We start from the raw sequence: 20551 nt of genomic DNA on the forward strand, positions 1-20551 counted from the left end.
TGTATCGAGTTAAACAGTTGCTAGGAGGGAAACTGAGCTTAAGAAATTACAATGCCCAGGTGGGTGAAACTTACGCGATGATAAAAGCGTTGAACAAGCTTACTGGGTTAGGTATGCCTGAAACTTGTCGTATTGACTAAGAAATACGCGAAATGGGTTGGCTCTATCTCTAAATTCAATTACGCAACAAAGCCCCACCAGTATCCAATTCAACTTTGCGTATTGGAGCGACCAATATCATCAAAATGGCTTTACCGAATCACGAATAGGCATGTTGCTGTTTACACTGATGCAAGTCATCCACACCCGCTTAACTGGCGTTCCGGTGTCTGAGCCTATCGCTGAGACCATTGAATCGACTCGCGCCGGCATCGTGCCTACTTTCGGGTACAACCTTAAGCGCTTAAAGCAACATAGAACCGACCAACAACAGTTTGCTCACTGCGCCAATGAGCTTGCTGCCCTTGCACAAGAGCTCATCAACCAAGAGCAAGAGAGCGATAGCTCGGCTACGCCAACGGTTGAAGAAGACATAAAAATCCTTGCGCAGCTTGCCCTTATCGTTGATGGAGACATTCAAGATCAAGACGTCGATACTGACATCACGGGCAGTAGCAAGGTATTCGAGTTGTCGGGTGCGAATTATCAGGTCTTTAATTCAGAATTTGATCAAATTGTCGCCGCAGATAAACTCGTCAGGCGCGCCCTATTACTCGAACTGAGGCAGAAACTCACCGATGACATCATGGCGAGACAAGTAAACACTCGCCGTTTAGCCGCGATGCTTACTAGCTTTGTTGCCACACCACAGAGGAACCGACGTCAGGACCATTTAGAAGAAGGCATTGTTAACGCCCCCACCATCACCAAGCTCATCACGTCGCCATTGGATCGCACTGTCTTTTATCAACCTGATATCGGTGCATCTCATCAATGTGCTATCACGTTTTTGATGGACTCCTCAGGCTCAATGCAAAAGCACAGTCACAAGCTAAGTCTGCTGATGGACACCATTCTCAAATCCGTAGGATTGGCTGATATCCCATTTGAGATCATTGGCTTCACTACCAACAACTGGAACGGTGGCAAGGTTTATCGGCAGTGGCTTAAACAAGGCCAACCAAAACACCCAGGCCGCTTGAACGAAGTTCGGCACATCGTGTTTAAGGGTTTTGATACGCATTGGAGACGATCTCGCCTTGGCATTGCGAGTCTTCGTAAAGCAGACGTCTTTAAAGAGGGGATTGATGGCGAAGCGGTGCAGTTCGCTAGCCAGCGGTTGCAACAGCACACTGCTCAAAGAAAGGTTTTGATCGTGTTCTCAGACGGCTGCCCAATGGATACCGCCACCAGCACTGCCAACGATCAGTTCTATTTGGATAACCACCTCAAACAAGTCATTGAACGTGAGTCGACCAAAAACGGAATTGAGATTCATGGCGTGGGGATGGGAGTGGATTTGAGCCCGTACTACCGCAACAACATTACCTTGGACGTACAAGAGAGCTGCTTGTTCGGGCTATGTAGGAACATCTTTGAGATGCTAAAGCGCTGACGTGTCAGTGAGGAGGGTGTCGTCAAGCATTAAACGAGAATCAAGCCCTCCTCCTTCAAAGATAATTTTGATAAAGAAAACGTTCTAAGCCAAAAACAACGACCATGCAGAGACCGCCATCAAGTACCCACCAATCAACATCAACACAATAAACACTAACTTTCTGAGTTGATCATTAGACAACGGCGGTGGGAAACGTCGAGCAAACATCGTGACAAGCGCCACCAAGGGAACAGCAATAGCAGATAACCACAGTATGCTCTGTTCCATGTCGCCTGCAGCGTAGACATTGACAGTACGCGACATCGACGTACAAGCGAAAACCATCAGCAGTGTGCTTCGCACCAGATCGAGCGTAAAAGGCTGCCGATAAAGATGATAAACAATCGGTGGACCTGCCATCCCAAACAACCCACCCGCTAAGCCAGAACTAAAACCAGACAACAAAAACGATACAGTTGCCGAACGATCCTTTCTGGTTTTAGGTTTGAACATAAAACTCAAACCTGCGAATAGCACCATGGCACCCAATAGTCCTCGGAGAATATGCGTGGCCGAATCGCTTAACTCGTCCAGCAAGTACACCCCCATCGAAACGCCGGGAATAATACCGATGACCAACACCACCAGAATCTTGAGTTCCCCAAGCAGTGGCTTACCCATCAATGCGACCAAGCAATTGAACAAGGTCACAATACTGACCACAGCGGCTATAACGGGTAAGGAAACCAGATTAAGGCTAACCGTTAAACCAATCACGATGATACCGAGGCCAAATCCGGTGACAGTTTGAAAATAGGTACCCACCGCGATGGTGGCAAGAATAGCGAGTAAAACAGGTAACTCCATCAGCAGTCCTAGTTAGGTTGTTTTTGGGGGTTGATTTGAATGTGAGTATCAGCTTCAGGAGCTAGATTTTAGTATCTAAAATCAAATGTCGATTCATCTCTTTTTTCAGAATCAGCCGCCACGTCAGTCTTTGAATTTGCTGTTTTTCCTTGCTGTGCTTGTACCGCGGTCACCGCGATCACATTAAAGATGTCTTGTGCGTTACACCCTCTTGATAAGTCATTCGCAGGTTGATTCAACCCTTGTAATAGTGGACCAATCGCAACTGCCCCACCTAACCTTTCCGCAAGCTTATAACCAATATTACCGGCTTCTAAATTGGGAAATATCAACACGTTCGATTGACCTTTCACCTCTGAATCTGGCAGCTTTTTCGCGGCAATCTCAGTCACAATCGCGGCATCGAGTTGAACATCCTGATCGACGGCGATTCCGGGACAACGTTGTTTCACTAACTGAGCCGCGTTACGAACCTTATCGACCGATTCATGCTTGGCACTACCGTTGGTCGAAAACGACAGCATTGCGACTTTAGGTTCTTCCATCAGTAGCGTTTGAGCACTGTTTGATGCGGCCACTGCAATCGATGCTAGCTCGGTTTCATTAGGGTTAATCACCAACCCACAGTCACTGAAAATCATGCCGCCTTTAAGATTATGGAAAGGCTCACACAACATCATCAGAAAAAAACTGGACACCAATTCACTGTCTGGCGCGGGGCCGATAATCTGAAGCGCAGCTCGCACCACATCAGACGTGGTATAAACCGCACCATTAACTGTGCCATCCACCAGCCCCTCTCTGACCATCAAATTGGCAAAAACGAGTGGGTCTAGAACCAGCTCTAGCGCATCATCGTAAGTCATACCTTTCGCTTTTCTTAATGTATACAACCGCTCAGCGAGGACTTCTTTGAGTGATGACGCTTGTGGGGAAACAATGTGAATGCCTACAAGATCAATGTGATGTAATTCTGCAGCAGCGATGATCGCTGGTTCATCCCCTACTAGGGTGATGTGAGCGAGCTGTTTGTCTATCGCCATTCTTGCGGCTGCTAGTACTCGCGGGTCCTCAGCTTCACTCAAAACCACTCGCTTACGATCTAAGTGAGCCTTATCAATAATCCGTTCAATCGCCTTCATCTTAAATTCCATTTATTGAGATTAATTGTTCCATAATTTATATTTATATTATTGGAATAATAAAAAAGGTCAAATTTTATTCAGATAATTGAAGAATAATGATTTGGTATGTACACTCTTAGGCATAGACATATCGCAAGGATGGATCATTATATGCAAACAGAAACACCACCAGTTCAAGGGGATACACCGACTCTCCGACTTTTTGCACTATTAGAGGTGATAGCGCAAAAAGACGAGTTTATTTCTCTTCAAGGATTAGTCGAAGAAACTGGACTGCCAAAACCTACGCTGCACCGAATGCTTCAGCAGTTAGAAGCGGCAGGCATCATTCAAAGAGACGGCGATGAGAAGCACTACAGCTCAGGTATTCGACTCAGAAAGCTTGCCGAAAACCTATTGTTGAATAGCACCATGCACAGTGCCCGACGCACTATTCTTGAAAACCTGAGAGCAGAAGTTGGCGAAAGCTGTAACCTAACGGCGCTATCAAGTGGCGAGATCATCTATCTTGATCGTGCAGAAACTGAAGCACCCCTTCGTTTTCATCTACACCCAGGTTCTCGCGTCCCAGTACATTGCTCAGCAAGCGGAAAACTGTTTTTGGCGCACATGTCTAAGTCACAGCGCAGACGATTAATTGAAAATGTGCCACTGACTCAGTACACAGTGAACACTATTACAGACTATTCGATGTTAGAGAAAGACATCGAAGAAGCGAAAATCCAAGGCTTTGCGATTGATGACGAAGAGTTTTTGCCGGGCTTAGTCTGTATCGCGGTACTGATCCCGTCATCTACGGGTCAATCAAACCTCGGCCTAGCGATACAAGCGCCTGTAATTCGAGTCAAACCTGATGAAGCGATCAAGTACCTACCCGCTCTTCAAAAAGCAGCAAAAGCGCTCGCTAAGATAGAGTCTGATAATTGGAGTCAACAATAGGTCATTTTCTTAGACCGCTTCGAGTGGCTATCGCTTCGAAAGCAACAACTTAAGCACGGACGAACTAACGAGCTAACGAGCTAACGAGCTAACGAGCTAACGACCACTATCTTCGACCAATCAACGGTTGGTCGAAGTCATTTGAACACTCGCCAACCCGCATATAAGCAACACGTCTAAAGTAATCACAACAAAGGAATCACGATGCTAAACATTAAGAACCAGCACTTACTCTCTTTTATGGTGACAGAAGCGAACAACGCAGTTGCAGTCACAAATCCAGCGACAGGTGAACTCGTCGGACACGCACCTATTTCATCACAAGCAGAGTTAGCAAACGCGATTGAACGTGCTCATGTTGCACAGAAAGAGTGGGCCAAGGTTCCAGCTAAATCTCGTGCTGCATCACTGCACCGTTGGCACCAACTGATCCTTGAAAACAAAGAAGATCTGGCTCGAATCATGACGATTGAGCAGGGTAAACCGTTAGCAGAAGCGACAGGCGAAGTCGTGTATGGCGCGAGCTTTATTGAGTGGTTTGCAGAAGAAGCCAAACGTACTTATGGTGATTCTATTCCTAGCACAGTCGCTGGCAAACGCTTGGTGACCATCAAGCAGCCTATTGGAGTCGCGTGTGCAATTACGCCATGGAACTTTCCGATTGCGATGATCACTCGTAAGGCCGCTCCTGCCCTTGCTGCTGGCTGTAGTTTTATTGTGAAGCCCTCAGATGAAACGCCGCTTTCTGCATTTGCTGTGGTTGAATTGGCTTACCAAGCGGGCATTCCTAAAGATCTACTCCAAGTCGTACTTGGCGACAGCCCTGAACAGATTGGCGAGCTTTTCACATCACACCCACTGATCAAAAAGATCTCTTTTACTGGTTCGACTCGAGTCGGCAGTATCTTGATGGCTCAAGCGGCAAAAGGCATTAAGCGTACCTCAATGGAACTGGGTGGCAATGCACCGTTTATCGTGTTTGACGATGCGGATATCGACGCTGCAGTTCAAGGCGCAATGGCGTCGAAATTCCGTAATGCGGGACAAACATGTGTCTGTGCAAACCGTTTCTATGTTCACAGTAAAGTATACGATGAGTTCGTGGCTAAATTCGATCAAGCGGTTCAACAGCTTAAGATTGGTAACGGCTTAGATGAAGGTGTCACCATTGGTCCTGTTGTCAGTCAGAATGCGAAGAACAACATCCAAGCATTATTAGACAGAGCGGTAGAACAAGGCGCGACACCTGTGACGCCAACTCAAGAGCTTGATGGGCTTTTCCTTCAGCCTGTCATACTTAAAAATGTGAAACACAGCATGGACATTGTTCAGCAAGAGATCTTTGGTCCTGTCGCTCCTGTGATGCAATTCGAGACAGACGAAGAGCTTATTGAGATGGCCAACGATACCATTTATGGATTAGCGTCGTACTTCTACAGTCAGAACATTCATCGAGTATGGAACATCGCAGAGGCACTTGAGTACGGTATGGTCGGTATTAATGATGGTCTCATCTCAACCGAGGTCGCGCCGTTCGGCGGTGTTAAGCAATCAGGTATTGGCCGTGAAGGCGCAAAAGAAGGCATCGATGAATACATGGACATTAAGTATCTTTGCTTTGGCGGAAAATAAGGTTGGTAGTAACTAGGTTTCGGCAGTGATTAGGGCTCGGAAATAATTAAGTCTTAGTGATCACTAACCTGCCCCATTCTCTCCCCTTCCCACACAAAAAAAGCCGCGCTAATTTAGCGCGGCACCTTGGGCTCGGTTCAAATAGGGGTACTACTTTTTTTATTATTTATTGTGCGGTTCCTTTCAGCTTCAGTCGCATCGCATGCAACACTGGCTCGGTATAACCACTAGGTTGAGCACAGCCTTCGAATACCAGCTGACAAGCCGCTGAGAAAGCGATGCTATTTTCAAAATCTGGCGCCATATTGCGGTAGCTAGAATCACCTGCATTTTGCTCATCAACCACTGCGGCCATGCGCTTCATGGTTTTCATTACTTGGGCTTCATTACAAATCCCATGACGTAACCAGTTCGCAATGTGTTGGCTCGAAATACGCAGCGTAGCGCGGTCTTCCATCAAACCTACATCGTTAATATCTGGCACCTTAGAACACCCGACGCCTTGGTCAATCCAACGCACTACATAACCAAGAATACCTTGCGTATTGTTGTCCAATTCGTTTTGGATATCTTGAGCTGTCAGCTTTTGATCACCTAATAGCGGAATAGTCAGAATATCATCAACGTTCGCTCTCACTCGCTCACGAAGCTCTTTCTGACGACTTGGTACACTCACCTTGTGATAGTGCAAAGCATGCAGAGTCGCCGCAGTTGGAGAAGGAACCCAAGCGGTATTCGCGCCAGCTTGTGGGTGTCCGATTTTCGCATCCATCATCTTGGCCATGTTATCTGGCTCTGGCCACATACCTTTACCAATCTGGGCTTTACCTTGCAGGCCACAAGCTAAGCCAAGATCAACGTTCTGATCTTCGTATGCGCCAATCCAAGTCATGGTTTTCAGCTGTGTTTTAGGCGCGAATGGTCCCGCTTCCATACTGGTGTGAATTTCATCACCGGTTCGATCTAGGAAACCAGTGTTGATGAACACAACACGATCTTTAGCCGCGCGGATACACTCTTTAAGATTGACTGAAGTACGACGTTCTTCGTCCATGATGCCGACTTTGATCGTGAATCGATCTAGGCCTAATGCATCTTCAATACGGCCAAACAGTTCATTGGTAAACGCCACTTCTTCAGGACCATGCATCTTAGGTTTAACAATATTAATGCTGTTCGCGGTCGAGTTTTGGTACGCACTGTTGCCTTTTAAATCATGCATCGCGATTAGTGAAGTGATCATGCCATCCATAATGCCTTCAGGCACTTCATTACCTTGAGCATCAATAATCGCAGGGTTAGTCATTAAGTGGCCGACATTACGGATGAACAACATGCTGCGGCCTTTTAGTGAAATCTCACCACCCGTCACGCTGGTGTATTGGCGATCTGGGTTAAGGTTACGAACAATGGTTTTGCCGTTTTTCTCTAGTGATTCTTGTAGATCACCTTTCATCAAGCCTAACCAGTTACGGTAAGCCAATGCTTTGTCTTCACCATCAACCGCAGCAACCGAGTCTTCGCAATCCATAATGGTTGTTAGGGCGGCTTCGACCAACACATCTTTAATACCTGCCACATCAACGCTACCAATCGGTGCGCTTGGGTCAATTTGAATTTCGATGTGCAGATTATTGTGTTTAAGAAGAATGCACGAAGGGGAACTTGCATCACCTTGATAGCCAATGAACTGGTCGCTATCAATGAGAGTGACTTCTTCGCCATTATCGAGTGTCGCTATGAGTTTATTGCCGATGCTAGCGTTACTGATGCTGTATTTGGTGACGTCTTTATGAGATACACCGTTTAATGGCGCTGCGTCATCAAGGAACTCACGAGCATAAGTCACTACTTTAGCGCCACGAGCAGGGTTAAAGCTTCCGCCCTTTTCCGCGCCATCACTTTCACTGATCACGTCTGTTCCGTAGAGCGCATCATATAGGCTGCCCCAACGCGCGTTGGCTGCGTTAAGTGCAAAGCGTGCGTTCATGATTGGCACCACAAGCTGCGGCCCTGCTTGTGTTGCGATCTCAGGTTCTACGCTAGCTGTCGTCACTTGAAAGTCATCGCCTTCAGGAACCAAATAACCGATCTGCTGTAAGAACTGTTTGTACTCTACAGGATCTAGCGTTTGCCCGGCACGCTCTTGGTGCCAAACGTCAATTTGATGTTGAAGATCTTCACGCTTGATAAGCAATGCGCGATTTTTTGGCGCCAAATCTTCAAGAATGGTTGCAAATGATTGCCAAAAGTCTTCAGCGACAATGCCTGTTCCAGGAATCACCTGCTCATTAATTAATTGGTAGAGGGTGCTATCAATGTTCAAGCTTCCCTGTTGAATACGACTGCTCATAAAATCTCTCTCAAACTAATTGATGGCTACTCAATAAATTTTCGTGACTAGCTCAAATTTACTTTACTGATTTAAACTTACTTAACGGACATGAATTTAGCTAATTTATGCCGGTTATATTGGATATTCATATAAAAAATACCCTACAAACTGTGTTATTCCGTCACTCCACTCTCGATTTCGTTAGCGACACTTTTAATCAAACGACGCATCCACTGATGGTCTGGATTGGTTTGTAACAATGGACTCCACGCCATCTTCACCTCAAAGGGTTCAATAGCAAATGGCGCAGGCTTGATCAACAATCTAGGATTATTGCGCTGCAGTTGAGCGGCTTTGGTAGGAATAGTCAGGATAAGATTCTTCTGCTGAGCGAAGAGAATCGCCGACAAATAGTGTCGAGTAAACACCGTGATGTTACGGGTTTTACCAATGCGCATTAATGCCTCATCTATCCAACCGAGCTTTTGAGCTTCACTTGGGTTGATCCCCACTCCCGTTCCCATACCTGTCTTACTTACCCAAATATGTTGCGCCTTTAGATAAGACAAAATATCGAAATTGTCGGCGATCGGGTTGTCACAACTAAATAGGCAAGAAAACCCGTCGTGCCAAAGGCTCATCTGGTGAAACGACTGAGGAATATCGTCAAATCGGTTGATAATTATATCAACGGTACCTTGCTCTACATCCTGATAACTCACGTCACTTGGCGTCATGATATCCAGTCGTATTTTCGGTGCGATCTCACTTAGCCTTTTCAGAAGAGGTTGAATAATGGTCGACTCTGCATAGTCACTCGCCATGATACGAAACACGCGTTCACTGTCTTCTGCATTAAACTCTGTGGTCGGCTGTAGTGTCTTCTCTACATTCGCCAAGATGTTTCGAATCAGTGGCTGCAACTTATGCGCGCGTTCAGTAGGTATCATCCCTTCACTTGTTCTTACTAATAGCGGGTCTTCAAACAGATCACGCAATCGGCGAAGGCCATTACTCATGGCTGGCTGAGTGATTCCTAACTGATTTGCTGCTCGTGTTACGTTTCTTTCACGTAGCAACATGTCTAAATACACAAGTAAATTAAGGTCTATACGAGCAATATTCATAAGAAAAATACCGAATATAATAACTATAAATTAACAAAATTATCACATACATGGTTATTCTTTGTCCATGGTTAGATTTAATCCAAATCAAATGACCTCGCCAAATTGGCCAACATGTCCACGTGAAACTAAGGAATAGTTATGTCGCAAATTACACAAGATATCGAAAAGATTGAAGTTGCAAAAAGCGCTGCTGGTGCTCCATGGGATGCAATCAACCCTGAATCTGCAGCTCGTATGCGAGCTCAAAACAAATTCAAAACAGGTCTGGATATTGCGCAATACACGGCAGATATTATGCGTGCAGACATGGCGGCTTACGACGAAGACAGCTCTCAATACACTCAGTCTCTGGGTTGCTGGCACGGTTTCATCGGCCAACAAAAGCTGATTTCTATTAAGAAGCACTTTGATGGCAAGACAGACCGTCGTTACCTATACCTTTCAGGTTGGATGGTAGCAGCACTTCGCTCTGACTTTGGTCCACTTCCAGACCAATCTATGCATGAGAAAACATCCGTTGCTGGCCTAGTAGAAGAGCTATACACCTTCCTACGCCAAGCCGATGCTCGTGAGCTAGGTGGTTTATTCCGTGAATTGGATGCAGCTCGTGAAGCAGGCGATGTGAATCTACAAGACCGAATCCAAGACAAAATCGACAACCACGTAACACACGTAGTACCAATCATTGCGGATATCGATGCAGGTTTCGGTAACGCAGAAGCGACTTACCTAATGGCTAAGCAGATGATTGAAGCGGGTGCATGTTGTCTACAAATCGAAAACCAAGTAGCCGATGAGAAGCAATGTGGTCACCAAGACGGCAAAGTAACGGTTCCTCATGCTGATTTCCACGCAAAACTTCGCGCACTTCGTTACGCTTTCCTTGAACTAGGCATCGACAACGGCATCATCGTTGCTCGTACCGATTCACAAGGTGCTGGCCTAACAAAAGAAATCGCGGTAGTGAAAGAGCCAGGCGACCAAGGTGACATCTACAACTCTTACCTAGATGTTGAAGAGATTGATGTTGCAGATATGGCTGAAGGTGATGTTTGCTTCAACCGTGACGGCAAGCTAGTTCGTCCTAAGCGTCTGCCTTCAGGCTTATACCAATTCCGCGAAGGTACAGGTGAAGACCGCTGTGTATTCGACTGTATTGAAGCAATCAACGCGGGTGCTGACCTTCTTTGGATTGAGACTGAGAAACCACACATCGGTCAAATCAAAGAGATGATGGACGGCGTACGTGAAGTACACCCTAATGCGAAACTGGTTTACAACAACTCTCCATCATTCAACTGGACATTAAACTTCCGCCAACAAGCATACGATGCAATGGCAGCAGAAGGTAAAGATGTATCAGCTTACGACCGTGCAAGCCTAATGAGTGCGGAATACGATGAAACTGAACTGTCTGCAAGCGCTGACGAGAAGATTCGTACATTCCAAGCGGACGCATCTCGCGAAGCGGGTATCTTCCACCACTTGATTACTCTGCCGACTTACCACACAGCAGCACTGTCTACCGACAACCTTGCAAAAGAATACTTCGGTGACCAAGGCATGTTGGGCTACGTTGCTAATGTTCAACGTAAAGAGATTCGCCAAGGTATCGCATGTGTTAAACACCAAAATATGTCTGGTTCAGACATGGGTGACGACCACAAAGAATACTTTGCTGGTGAAAATGCACTAAAAGCAGCGGGTGAAGCGAATACGTCTAATCAATTTGATTAGTCGCTAACGCTCTTGATTAATCGTTAACGCTAAAGCCTCCCCCGCCCTTCTCTCTTACTTAGGTAAGATCCGGGGGAAGGCTTTGAGATAAAGCTTGTACTGCCAGCTTTATCTCAAAGCCTCAGATTTGTGTTCCACACCACGGTTAACCGAACAACTTCTGTTTAAGCTAACCACATTGTTATTTTTTGAGATTCTTATTTGTTGAGAGTGCCTATGACTTCAATACCTACACACCTACAAGATGCAAAAACACTGTTATCAGAGAATGGTTTCGCGACGGGTGATACTTGGTATCACGGCACATCTTCAGCTTTATTGGCTTCTATTCAAGGCCAAGGCCTAAAACGCTCTGGTGACAAAGCGCTCAACGAAGCAGCTTCAAAAACCATGGCGACCATCGGCAACAACTATACCGAATCGGTTGAGCCAGTGTTTCTCACTCAGAGTAAAGAACTGGCGTATTACTGGGCTCAACAAACCGTTCGTGAGCGAGGTGTTCGCTTCGAAGGTGAAGAACAGCCTATCGTGTTAGCGGTAAACCTATCGGAAAAGCAACGTGCCAAAGTAAGGCCGGACGTGGGCGCAATGAGCCTATTGATGATGAGTGTGGGTGAGCAATTCATGTCTCACCTCACTGAAATTTATCAAACCAACAACATTGCAGGCCCCGACATCGAGCTTCGCACTGCGGATCGTATGGACTATCTGAATAAACTTGGGATGGCCTACATTGATGAAGACATCAGCCGAGCTTGTGTTCAAGAGTTATCGGAACCCGCATTGGCAAACTAATAACGTTTAAAAACGCCTCTAAGTAGAATAAAAATGGCTCCTAATTAGGAGCCATTTTTTATGTGCGAAGTTATTTACATGCTAGTTAATCAATATACCAGTAAATTTATGGACCAGTTGATCTATGGACACAGACGACCTTGCTGTGCAGGTTGCGTCATTTCAATGTCACCTTGTAGTGAGCGATACACAACGGTATTCCACACTTCACCATTATCCATTTCAAACTCAATAGCGTAATTCAAACCCGCGACAACCTGAGTTCGCACACTCAGAATCTGCTTTAGCTCAGCTGAAGTGTTCATTTGGCCAAGAACTGCATTTAAAGCTTGCTTAGCTTGTGGTGTGATAGCGCTTTGCGACCAACCACCTGTCAGGTTTTTAGTGCTACAGATCGGATTCGTATTCTCTTGTGATTGAACTGGAACCTCAGATTTCTGACTGCATCCTGCTAACACAGCGACACTAAACAAGGTTGCTACTCCAAGTAATGATGTTAATCGTACTTTCTTCATAAATTCTCTCTACCTCTGTCATTCACGAGGCGTTACCCGCAATGATGTTTCATATGCAGACAAGCTTAAACCTCGAATGTCATCACTTCATCAGAAATTATGTTGTAACTAATCTGTAAATACAGAGCACTGTCAGAAAACCAAAGCCGGACAATAAGCAGACAAGTAAGTATTTGAGAATACACTAATTTAGGGGTTCATGAATTGATTGAAAAATGGCGAAACCATGTTGTTTAGGATTAGTACAAGTAGTAAACTCCCACTTTAAATGCAGCTTGTTTTTGAGAAACTAAACGCACAAAAAGCTAGGACAACTTTATAAAGTAACTACTCTCAAACATCAGCCATAGATACATCTCTCATAAACGGGTACAAGTCACATAAAAATAATTAGATAAACTTAGGCGGTTCACTACATGGAATTAATGTCGTCTTTAGGTTCACTGTTGGCTAGCAGCCTGCCTATCGAAAAAAAACAACACGCACTGGTTGAACTCGTACTCCACACTTATCAACCACAACAGCGCACAGCTCTTTTCAAAACCGTGACAGAATATCGTCGAAACCAATTAGAATTGCTTTTCCCTGAACATCAAGCAAAAAGCGACTCAGTAATGTTTGAAGTGATGGACTACCGCGATCTGATTCAGCGCTATCCAAATACCTTATCCACAGAGGTTGCTCTCTTAGAGGAAGCTGTAGGGCAATGCTATATACATTGGTTGGACTTTTGGTGTGAATGTGAAATTTCCGCAATCAAAGCAAAATTACCATTAAGCCCCCATGCCCTTTATCCTATGGATCTACCCATTAAAGATAGTGCTTACTATGGTGTGATCATTGACCAAATAGAAAATAGTCAACTCATAGTACAAACGCCAACTCGCCCTCAAGGACTACCAATCAGCGATGCTATTGCTTTAAGCAACCTTGAGGTTTTTATTAAAGGTGAGAAGTGGTATGAGATGCTACCTTTACTCCACTTATCACAAACAGGTAAGCACTTTATTCTACTCAAACACCCAACAGATGAAGCCTTTCCAACCCTAGTCTCTTCAGCCCTAATTCAAGATTGGTCAAAATATGAAACTTGGCTAAGCTACGCCCCCCCTTTCTGTAACGACAAATGGAAGTACAGTTTATCCAGACGTGGCTATGAAGGACTTGCAGAGCTACATATTTTTACTCCGCCGGCCCTATCAAAGTGTGACTCTATTCCAGAGTTCGATAATAAGTTCCAATTACAATTAGCCGAAATGCAAGCTGTATGTGAAATTCTACGCCTAACCGTGAGTGGAAATATTCAACAAAAAGTCTACTTCCTTTATCTTGCTCAAAAAGAGATGCTCAACTTGTTACATCAAGCGGGCTATAAAATTGGTTTCACCATTATAGATCAACCTTTGATACTCGATTTTTACAAGGCTATCGAACCACAAGCATACTTGCCGCTAGGGTCTTGTGACTTGAACGAAACGAACTTACTGACTTACCGCGGGTTATGGAATATTGAACTGATGTTGAAGGCATTCAATCATGTCAACTTTCGAGACTATAGACGGTGCCTCCGTGAAAATAAAAATACAGCGTGGCAAATAATATGAAGACGTTTGATCTTGGGCTAGAGGCGATATTCTATGCTAAAGCCATCACTCTGCTTGCAACGGTCGCTGTTGTTGTAATGTGGCTGTTCTACTATTGTTATCGCCTTAAACAAAAGAACGAAGCGATAGTGGGGACACACCATGTACCTTACATCGCATATTCCATCTGTATTATTACGTGGATCAGCAGTAATGCCTACTTCCACACTGGCTTGTTGCCAGGACTTGGCACCACAGCAGCCATATTCGCAGCAAAGTTGGCCAACCTCAGCTCTTTCCTTGCTTTTGCCTTTGCGTATTACTTCTCGTGTCAGCTCGCAGCCGAAAACCGCAGTGGTAAAATCCATAGGTGGCAACAAACTATTCTCGCGAGCATGACGGGCTACTCTTTCTATATCAATTTGACCCCAGGGTTAACGGTAGAAGATGTCACCATTACGGCTCCAAGCCAATTCGTGATCGAGTTTGGCCCGCATACACCCTACTTTTTCATTGGGGTTATCAGCTTGATTGCCCTTACACTGACTAATCTAGTGACCATGCGTGCCAATAGCAGCAAACTAACATTAGCCAAAACCAACTACATGATTACAGGTATCTTGGTATTCATGCTATCTACAGCAACGATTCACATTGGCGTTGCCTATTTCCTACGTGATTTCTCGCTCACCTGGCTCCCCCCAGCGTTGTCGCTCAGTGAGATGTTGTTTGTAGGCTATGCTCTGCTGACCTCTCGCTTCTACAGTTTTAAATACCTTACATACATAAGCCTTAATGTGCTGCTGGTGTGTGCAATTTTAGTGATACCTTTTTGTACGGTATTTATTCCCCTAACCGACGGTAACCAATGGCTATTAGCGATACCCATCTGCGCGATTATCGGCATTACATGGAGTCCAATCTACAAACGTGTAAGTCCTTACTCCTCATTGCTTGTCTATAGAAACAAAAAGACACCGGTACAACAGATACTCGCATTAGAAGAAGGCTTTAAGTTGTCGATTGACGATGCCATGCGTCGTTTAGGTCGCCAACTGCAAATCCCAGAAGATAAGCTTCGACTAGTTAACAGTAATTACAACGAAACCTTCTACGAAGATTACCTATCTAGCAAAGAGTCCGTTCTAGTGTTCGATGAGCTTTCTGAAGAGCTAGATGATACTGCGCTCGCTAAACGGTCGCTAAAAGCACTTTATGACAAGATGAGTTCGAACAACACCGCGTTGGTAATGCCACTATTCGGACACAAAAAATCAGTCACACACTTGCTAGTATCATCGCACAAAAGCAACAATCGTATGTTCTCTAATGAAGAAATCTCTGCACTGCAAACCTTGTTAACGCGTGTACAAAGCACCATCGAAGCCGATAGACGAATTCGCCAAAGTCGTGCTCTTGCTAACTCGATCGCTCATGAGATGCGTAACCCACTCGCTCAAGTGCAACTGCATTTTGAGGTGTTAAAGCAGCACATTGATAATCAAGCACCAACTCAACAAATCTTGACTGACATTGAGAATGGCCAAGCAGCGATTCAACGCGGGCGGCAACTGATTGATATCATCTTACGAGAAGTCAGTGACAGCTCGCCTGAGCATGGACCAATCACCATGACATCTATCCACAAGGCCGTGGACCAAGCCGTCAGCCACTATGGCTTTGAGAACGAGAAGATCATTGAGCGAATTCGTTTACCACAACACGCTGATTTTGTGGCAAAACTAAATGAAACTCTATTCAACTTCGTCATTTTCAATCTGATACGCAATGCAATCTATTACTTTGATTCTTACCCAGACAGCCAAATTGAGATCAGCACCAAAACAGGATCTTACGAGAACGTTCTCACATTTCGTGATACCGGCCCCGGCATTGACGAAGCCATTGTTCATAAGGTCTTTGATGACTTTTTCTCTTTCCAAAAAAGCGGTGGTAGCGGCTTAGGACTGGGTTATTGCCAACGAGTGATGCGCTCATTTGGTGGCAGAGTGGAATGCCATTCCAAACTTGGTGAATTTACTGAGTTTCACCTGTACTTCCCTATTGTACCCAATGCTCCAAAAGCGGAGACGCTGCGTACGCCTTATTTCAACGGTTGGAAACACAACCAATCGACGGAAGATAAAGCCGAAGCTGATGTAAAACCAGAGAGCCAAACTCCAAGCGGTGATATAGAACCTGAACCGGCAAGTACGCTAACAGAAAGTAAGCAAACAGAACGCACGCAAGCAGAAAATCAACCAGCATCAAGCCATCTTGCACCGACGGTACTTATTGTTGATGACAAAGAAGTGCAACGCACGCTTGTTCAGATGTACCTGAGCCGACTTGGCGTAAATAGCTTGCAAGCTAAAAACGGGGAAAATGCTGTCGAGCTGTTCAGATCACACAAAGTTGATTTGATCTTAATGGATGTACAAATGCCGATAATGAATGGCTTTGACGCAAGCCAGATCATCAAGGCGCGCTCACCTCAAACACCAATTATTGCTTTGTCTGGTGAATCAGGACAACGAGAGCTAGACATGATCAGAAAACTGATGGACGGTCGCCTAGAGAAGCCAACCTCTTTGAACGCACTGCAACACCTACTGGACAACTGGCTAGAGAAAGGCTGGGCGCCAAACGCTTCTAAAGAAACAGAAAATGAATAGCTGACTACGGTTAAGTGAATCAATTAAAAAAAACGATTAGAACTCACTGATGGTTGGCCTCAATCATCGCCGTTTCGATCAAATCCAGTAACCACTTGTATTTGGCAGAATGTTGGTTTTTCTTATGAAGATAGGCAAATACCTCCATTTTCTCTGCATCTTCTTCTAATCCTTCAATCACAATCGAGCGCAATACTCCCTTGTGCTGTTCGATCACCGGAGGCATGCAGGGTGCGATCATGTTGGAATGCTTAATCGTTTCTATTAACCCAACAACTGACGTCGTTCGAAGCGCCATATTAATCGATTTACCTTGGCTTAAAACTTCTTCTTCCAATCGCGAGTGTTTGTTTTGATCGAAGTAAGCAAGGTCAACATGCGCAAATGGAAAGGACAACAAATCATCAATCTGTGCTACATCCTCTTTAAAAGGATGGTCGACTCTTACTGCCAATACAAATTTTAGGGTCACGAGAGGCACAGCAATGATCTCGGCGGGCAGGTTTTCAGCTTCAAAGTGAATAACAAAATCAATCTCGTCACTCTTAAGTCTTTCCAGTGAATCTTGGGAGCTAGTATGACTAATCAACCTCGAAAGTGGACTTTCATCTGAGAGTTGATGAAACAGAGAGGGTGTTAACCAAGGCAAAAGGTGCGGGTTCGCCTCTATCTTAAAATCTTCGCTTAGTTCGGCAGGAGTAAACTGTTTACCCTCTTCTATCGCCGTGACCAACCCGTCCAATAGTGGAAATACACGTCGATACAGTTCATCAGAATAAGGCGTCGGGAGAAACTGCTTATTGGACAAAACAAATAGCTCTTCACCTAATGATTCCTTAAGCTTTTTGACGCTTTGGCTTACCGCTGGTGTCGAGACAAACAGCTTTTCAGCTGCTTTGCGCAAGCTTTTTTCCTGATACACCACCACAAACACTTTCAATAAGTTCAAATCGACGTTATTCAGTTTCACACCCAAACCATAAACCAATACTTAACGAATGGTTAAGTTTATATGAATTAACTTAACGATGTCCACTTTGTATAGTTACCTCACCTTCACGCAGTACACGGATGTAGTGAGATAAATTTATGAGGCATCTATGTTATTACAACGTTCAATCCTTTCTCTAACTCCTTTGTTTCTGGCAAGTGTCGCGTTCGCGGAAGAAGCCGAAATTCAAGATATGTCAGATCCGTTAGCCGTCTATACACAAGGTGGCTTCGGTTACACAGACAAAGGCTTAAACCTGAAAATCGGGCAAACCTATGACACTGGTAGCGATACGACCATGGGTATGAATGTCTTCGAAGTCAAAGGCATCGCTGGTGAAGCCATTGGTTGGAATAACCGAGGCGCAGATGACACTATCGATTCGATTCGTTTCAGAAACTTCGGCGTAGACTTAACCAATGGTCGAGGCACACAAGTCGATATGTCTTGGGATTTCGATAGTAATCAAGGTAGTGCGTCATACAGCTTTATACAGGCTCTTCCACAAATGGGCATGTTTAATTTCTATCCGCTTGCAGGTGTCGGTGTTGCTGCAGGTGAAGAGTTGGTTGAAGGCTCTGGAGGCAACCTCGACGCGGATCAACTTCGTGATCGCTACAACATGCACGGTACTTTCTACGTGGCGGGTATGTACGCAAAAATGCAACTTACCGACAAGATTTGGTTGAACTATAACCCTATGTATTTAGGCACGATGTCTGGTTCATCAACGTTCAAAGATTATGGATTCGAGGGCAGTGATTCTGTACTCGCACATGAGTTTGCTGCGAGCTACCAGATTAACCCAAGGACGAACGTTCGTTATTTTGCAAATTGGACAGAAAACACCAGTATCGAAGACGGTGATCACCGCATCGAATTTAACTATCAGTTTTAAGCAGTCACTTTCTGCTTGGATGAGCTCTTTCAGTTTGAACCAATGATTTCTGTTCGACGAGCCATTCCCGTTTTGACGAATAATTTTGAGTTTTGAGGACACATTATGAATATGATATCTAAAGCCTTTGTTGGTAGTTTCACTTGCCCATTACGCTCAGCTGCCATGCTAGTTTCTGTAACAGCCTTGTTTTCAGCCACAGCGATAGCAGGCAACGGTGATGCGACAGAAACGATCCAAACGCGTGCAGGTGACTTTACTTTCGAAACCGACTTTCTTCATGGCATTCCAACACAAGAAAGCTCTGCAAAACTGTTTGAACTGATGGACTATCAACGCGCGTCACAAGCTTACATTTGGTCCGTGCCTTTGGTGTCAAACTACGCATGGAAACAAGCCTATGCCGACATGGGGGCAGAGGATGGTCAAATTACTTATGTTGAGTCTCATGAATCTAAGCTAGGAGGTTTAACTTACAATACCTCTACGCCTTACGCGATTACTTGGTTTAACGTAGAGAAAGAGCCCGTTGTTATAGAAATACCCACAAATGAACTGCGTGGCGCGGTACACACCATGTGGCAAATCGGTATTTCTCAAATGACTGAGCCGGGCGTCTACGTGGTAAAAGCGAAAGGTTCTGAAACGCCGAGTAACCTGCCAAAAGGCGCAAAAGTATTTGAGTCTGATACCAATAATGTTTTCTTGGGTGTTCGCTTAATGGCTAAGTCAGATCAGCAACGTATGAAAGACTTAGAAGCATTAAAAATTACTGACCTTAACGGCAAGCCGCTCAGTAGCAAAGGCGTGAACTTCCCTGAACGTGGTGACGATGCTAAGCACCCACGTGGTATGGCATTTTGGGAGGCCTTGAATGAAGCGATCCAAGCCGAACCTGTAGCAGAGCGCGACCGCATGATGCACGACATGTTACGCCCACTAGGTATTGAAAAAGGCAAAGCATTTACTCCATCAGCTCAGCAGCGTGACATCTTAGAACAAGCTGTAATCATGGGTGAAGCTATGGTTAAAAACATCGATTTCAACAAGACTGAACGTCTACCACACGCGGCTTATGGCAAAGAAGGGAATTCGTGGGAAATCGCAACGGCTTCAACACCAAACCAAGACCGTCACTATGGTATGGACCTCGATGGACGTGCAGCTTGGTTTTATGAAGCCGTCACTAACGACATTGCAATGCATGGATTTGAGAACGGCGGTTGGGGACAGATCTACCTAGACAACTACCGTGACGACAATGGCAAAGGGCTAAATGGCAGTAACCACTATACTTTGACGCTAGATGGAGATGTAAATTTCGCCGATTTATTCTGGACCATCACTGTCTACAACGTCGAGAACCGCGCCATCATCGACAACGAAATTGAGCGTGCCGACGTGGGTTCTAACATTGAAGGGACAGTTAAAGATTCGCAAGGCAATTACACCTTCCACTTCTCGCCAACTAAGCCTGCTGGTGTAAATGAAGCGAATTGGGTGCAAACCCGAGAAGATGAAAACTGGTTTGTTTACTTCCGCGCTTACTCACCAAGTAAAGCATTTGTAGCGCAACAGCCAGAAACCTTACTGCCTAACTTTAAGCGTGTGGACTAGCCGCTAAGTCTATGTACTAACGATAAAGTCCACTGCGACCCACGATAAAAGAGGAGCCTCAGCGCTCCTCTTTTTATTCCATCTAGCCTTCAAAGGCGCTGCGAAATAAACTCAACTAGTTGTTTTTCTGATTCTTGAAACAATTCCATGATTTA

Annotated in this window: 14 protein-coding genes and 2 pseudogenes; 10 read left to right on the top strand and 6 right to left on the bottom strand. The window is 45.0% G+C overall.

Going from position 1 to position 20551, the window contains the following annotated elements:
- Together ACED60_RS17905 and ACED60_RS17910 are read left to right on the top strand one after the other, a co-directional pair.
- Positions 1–140 (top strand): annotated as a pseudogene (locus tag ACED60_RS17905) (IS5/IS1182 family transposase); the annotation flags it as partial.
- Between the two features lie 59 nt (positions 141–199).
- Positions 200–1555, top strand: a pseudogene (locus ACED60_RS17910) (cobalamin biosynthesis protein CobT); the annotation flags it as partial.
- An 84-nt stretch (positions 1556–1639) separates the two neighbouring features.
- Here the strand turns inward: ACED60_RS17910 and ACED60_RS17915 are convergent.
- Together ACED60_RS17915 and pta are read right to left on the bottom strand one after the other, a co-directional pair.
- Complete coding sequence (locus ACED60_RS17915; protein WP_371728113.1) at positions 1640–2404, bottom strand: TSUP family transporter; 765 nt, start codon at positions 2402–2404, stop codon at positions 1640–1642.
- A 68-nt stretch (positions 2405–2472) separates the two neighbouring features.
- Positions 2473–3546 carry a phosphate acetyltransferase gene (gene pta, locus ACED60_RS17920; protein WP_017081886.1) on the bottom strand — a complete coding sequence of 358 codons (1074 nt, stop codon included), beginning with the start codon at positions 3544–3546 and terminating at the stop codon, positions 2473–2475.
- A 153-nt stretch (positions 3547–3699) separates the two neighbouring features.
- Here pta and ACED60_RS17925 point away from each other — a divergent pair, with 153 nt between their 5' ends.
- Both ACED60_RS17925 and ACED60_RS17930 read left to right on the top strand, forming a co-directional pair.
- The gene (locus tag ACED60_RS17925; RefSeq protein ID WP_004731927.1) at positions 3700–4488 is read left to right on the top strand and encodes an IclR family transcriptional regulator; all 789 of its coding nucleotides are present in this window, start codon (positions 3700–3702) and stop codon (positions 4486–4488) included.
- Between the two features lie 204 nt (positions 4489–4692).
- Complete coding sequence (locus ACED60_RS17930) at positions 4693–6120, top strand: NAD-dependent succinate-semialdehyde dehydrogenase (RefSeq protein ID WP_371728114.1); 1428 nt, start codon at positions 4693–4695, stop codon at positions 6118–6120.
- A gap of 166 nt (positions 6121–6286) precedes the next feature.
- Here ACED60_RS17930 and ACED60_RS17935 read toward each other — a convergent pair whose 3' ends face one another.
- A complete protein-coding gene (locus tag ACED60_RS17935) occupies positions 6287–8473 on the bottom strand; it encodes a malate synthase G (RefSeq protein WP_371728115.1) in 2187 nt (728 codons plus the stop codon).
- Between the two features lie 155 nt (positions 8474–8628).
- Positions 8629–9582 (bottom strand): LysR family transcriptional regulator, encoded by a 954-nt coding sequence (locus tag ACED60_RS17940; protein WP_012600244.1) that lies wholly within the window; start codon positions 9580–9582, stop codon positions 8629–8631.
- Between the two features lie 141 nt (positions 9583–9723).
- Here ACED60_RS17940 and ACED60_RS17945 point away from each other — a divergent pair, with 141 nt between their 5' ends.
- Positions 9724–11322 carry an isocitrate lyase gene (locus tag ACED60_RS17945; protein WP_371728116.1) on the top strand — a complete coding sequence of 533 codons (1599 nt, stop codon included), beginning with the start codon at positions 9724–9726 and terminating at the stop codon, positions 11320–11322.
- A gap of 216 nt (positions 11323–11538) precedes the next feature.
- Entirely contained in the window at positions 11539–12117 is a 579-nt protein-coding gene (locus tag ACED60_RS17950; RefSeq protein ID WP_009845783.1) for a hypothetical protein, read from the top strand.
- A 122-nt stretch (positions 12118–12239) separates the two neighbouring features.
- Here the strand turns inward: ACED60_RS17950 and ACED60_RS17955 are convergent, their stop codons facing one another.
- Positions 12240–12632, bottom strand: coding sequence for a cystatin domain-containing protein (locus tag ACED60_RS17955; protein ID WP_009845784.1), 393 nt, complete (start codon positions 12630–12632; stop codon positions 12240–12242).
- Between the two features lie 416 nt (positions 12633–13048).
- On the opposite strand from ACED60_RS17955, the gene luxM reads away from it, so the two are divergent.
- Both luxM and ACED60_RS17965 read left to right on the top strand, forming a co-directional pair.
- Entirely contained in the window at positions 13049–14236 is a 1188-nt protein-coding gene (gene luxM / locus ACED60_RS17960; RefSeq protein ID WP_371728117.1) for an acyl-homoserine-lactone synthase LuxM, read from the top strand.
- Positions 14233–16890, top strand: coding sequence for a response regulator (locus ACED60_RS17965; protein ID WP_032499780.1), 2658 nt, complete (start codon positions 14233–14235; stop codon positions 16888–16890). The genes luxM and ACED60_RS17965 overlap by 4 nt, the downstream gene beginning before the upstream one ends.
- 43 nt (positions 16891–16933) lie before the next feature.
- Here ACED60_RS17965 and ACED60_RS17970 read toward each other — a convergent pair whose 3' ends face one another.
- Positions 16934–17860, bottom strand: coding sequence for a LysR family transcriptional regulator (locus tag ACED60_RS17970; protein WP_009845787.1), 927 nt, complete (start codon positions 17858–17860; stop codon positions 16934–16936).
- Positions 17861–17990: 130 nt separating this feature from the next.
- Here ACED60_RS17970 and ACED60_RS17975 point away from each other — a divergent pair, with 130 nt between their 5' ends.
- Positions 17991–18779: a hypothetical protein gene (locus ACED60_RS17975; protein WP_371728118.1), complete on the top strand. Its 789-nt coding sequence runs from the start codon at positions 17991–17993 to the stop codon at positions 18777–18779.
- Positions 18780–18884: 105 nt separating this feature from the next.
- Entirely contained in the window at positions 18885–20396 is a 1512-nt protein-coding gene (locus tag ACED60_RS17980) for a DUF1214 domain-containing protein (protein WP_371728119.1), read from the top strand.
- The last annotated feature ends 155 nt before the right edge of the window (positions 20397–20551 follow it).

The sequence above is a fragment of the Vibrio sp. 1F279 genome, from assembly GCF_041439815.1.
GTDB classification, from domain to species: Bacteria; Pseudomonadota; Gammaproteobacteria; order Enterobacterales; family Vibrionaceae; genus Vibrio; species Vibrio tasmaniensis_A.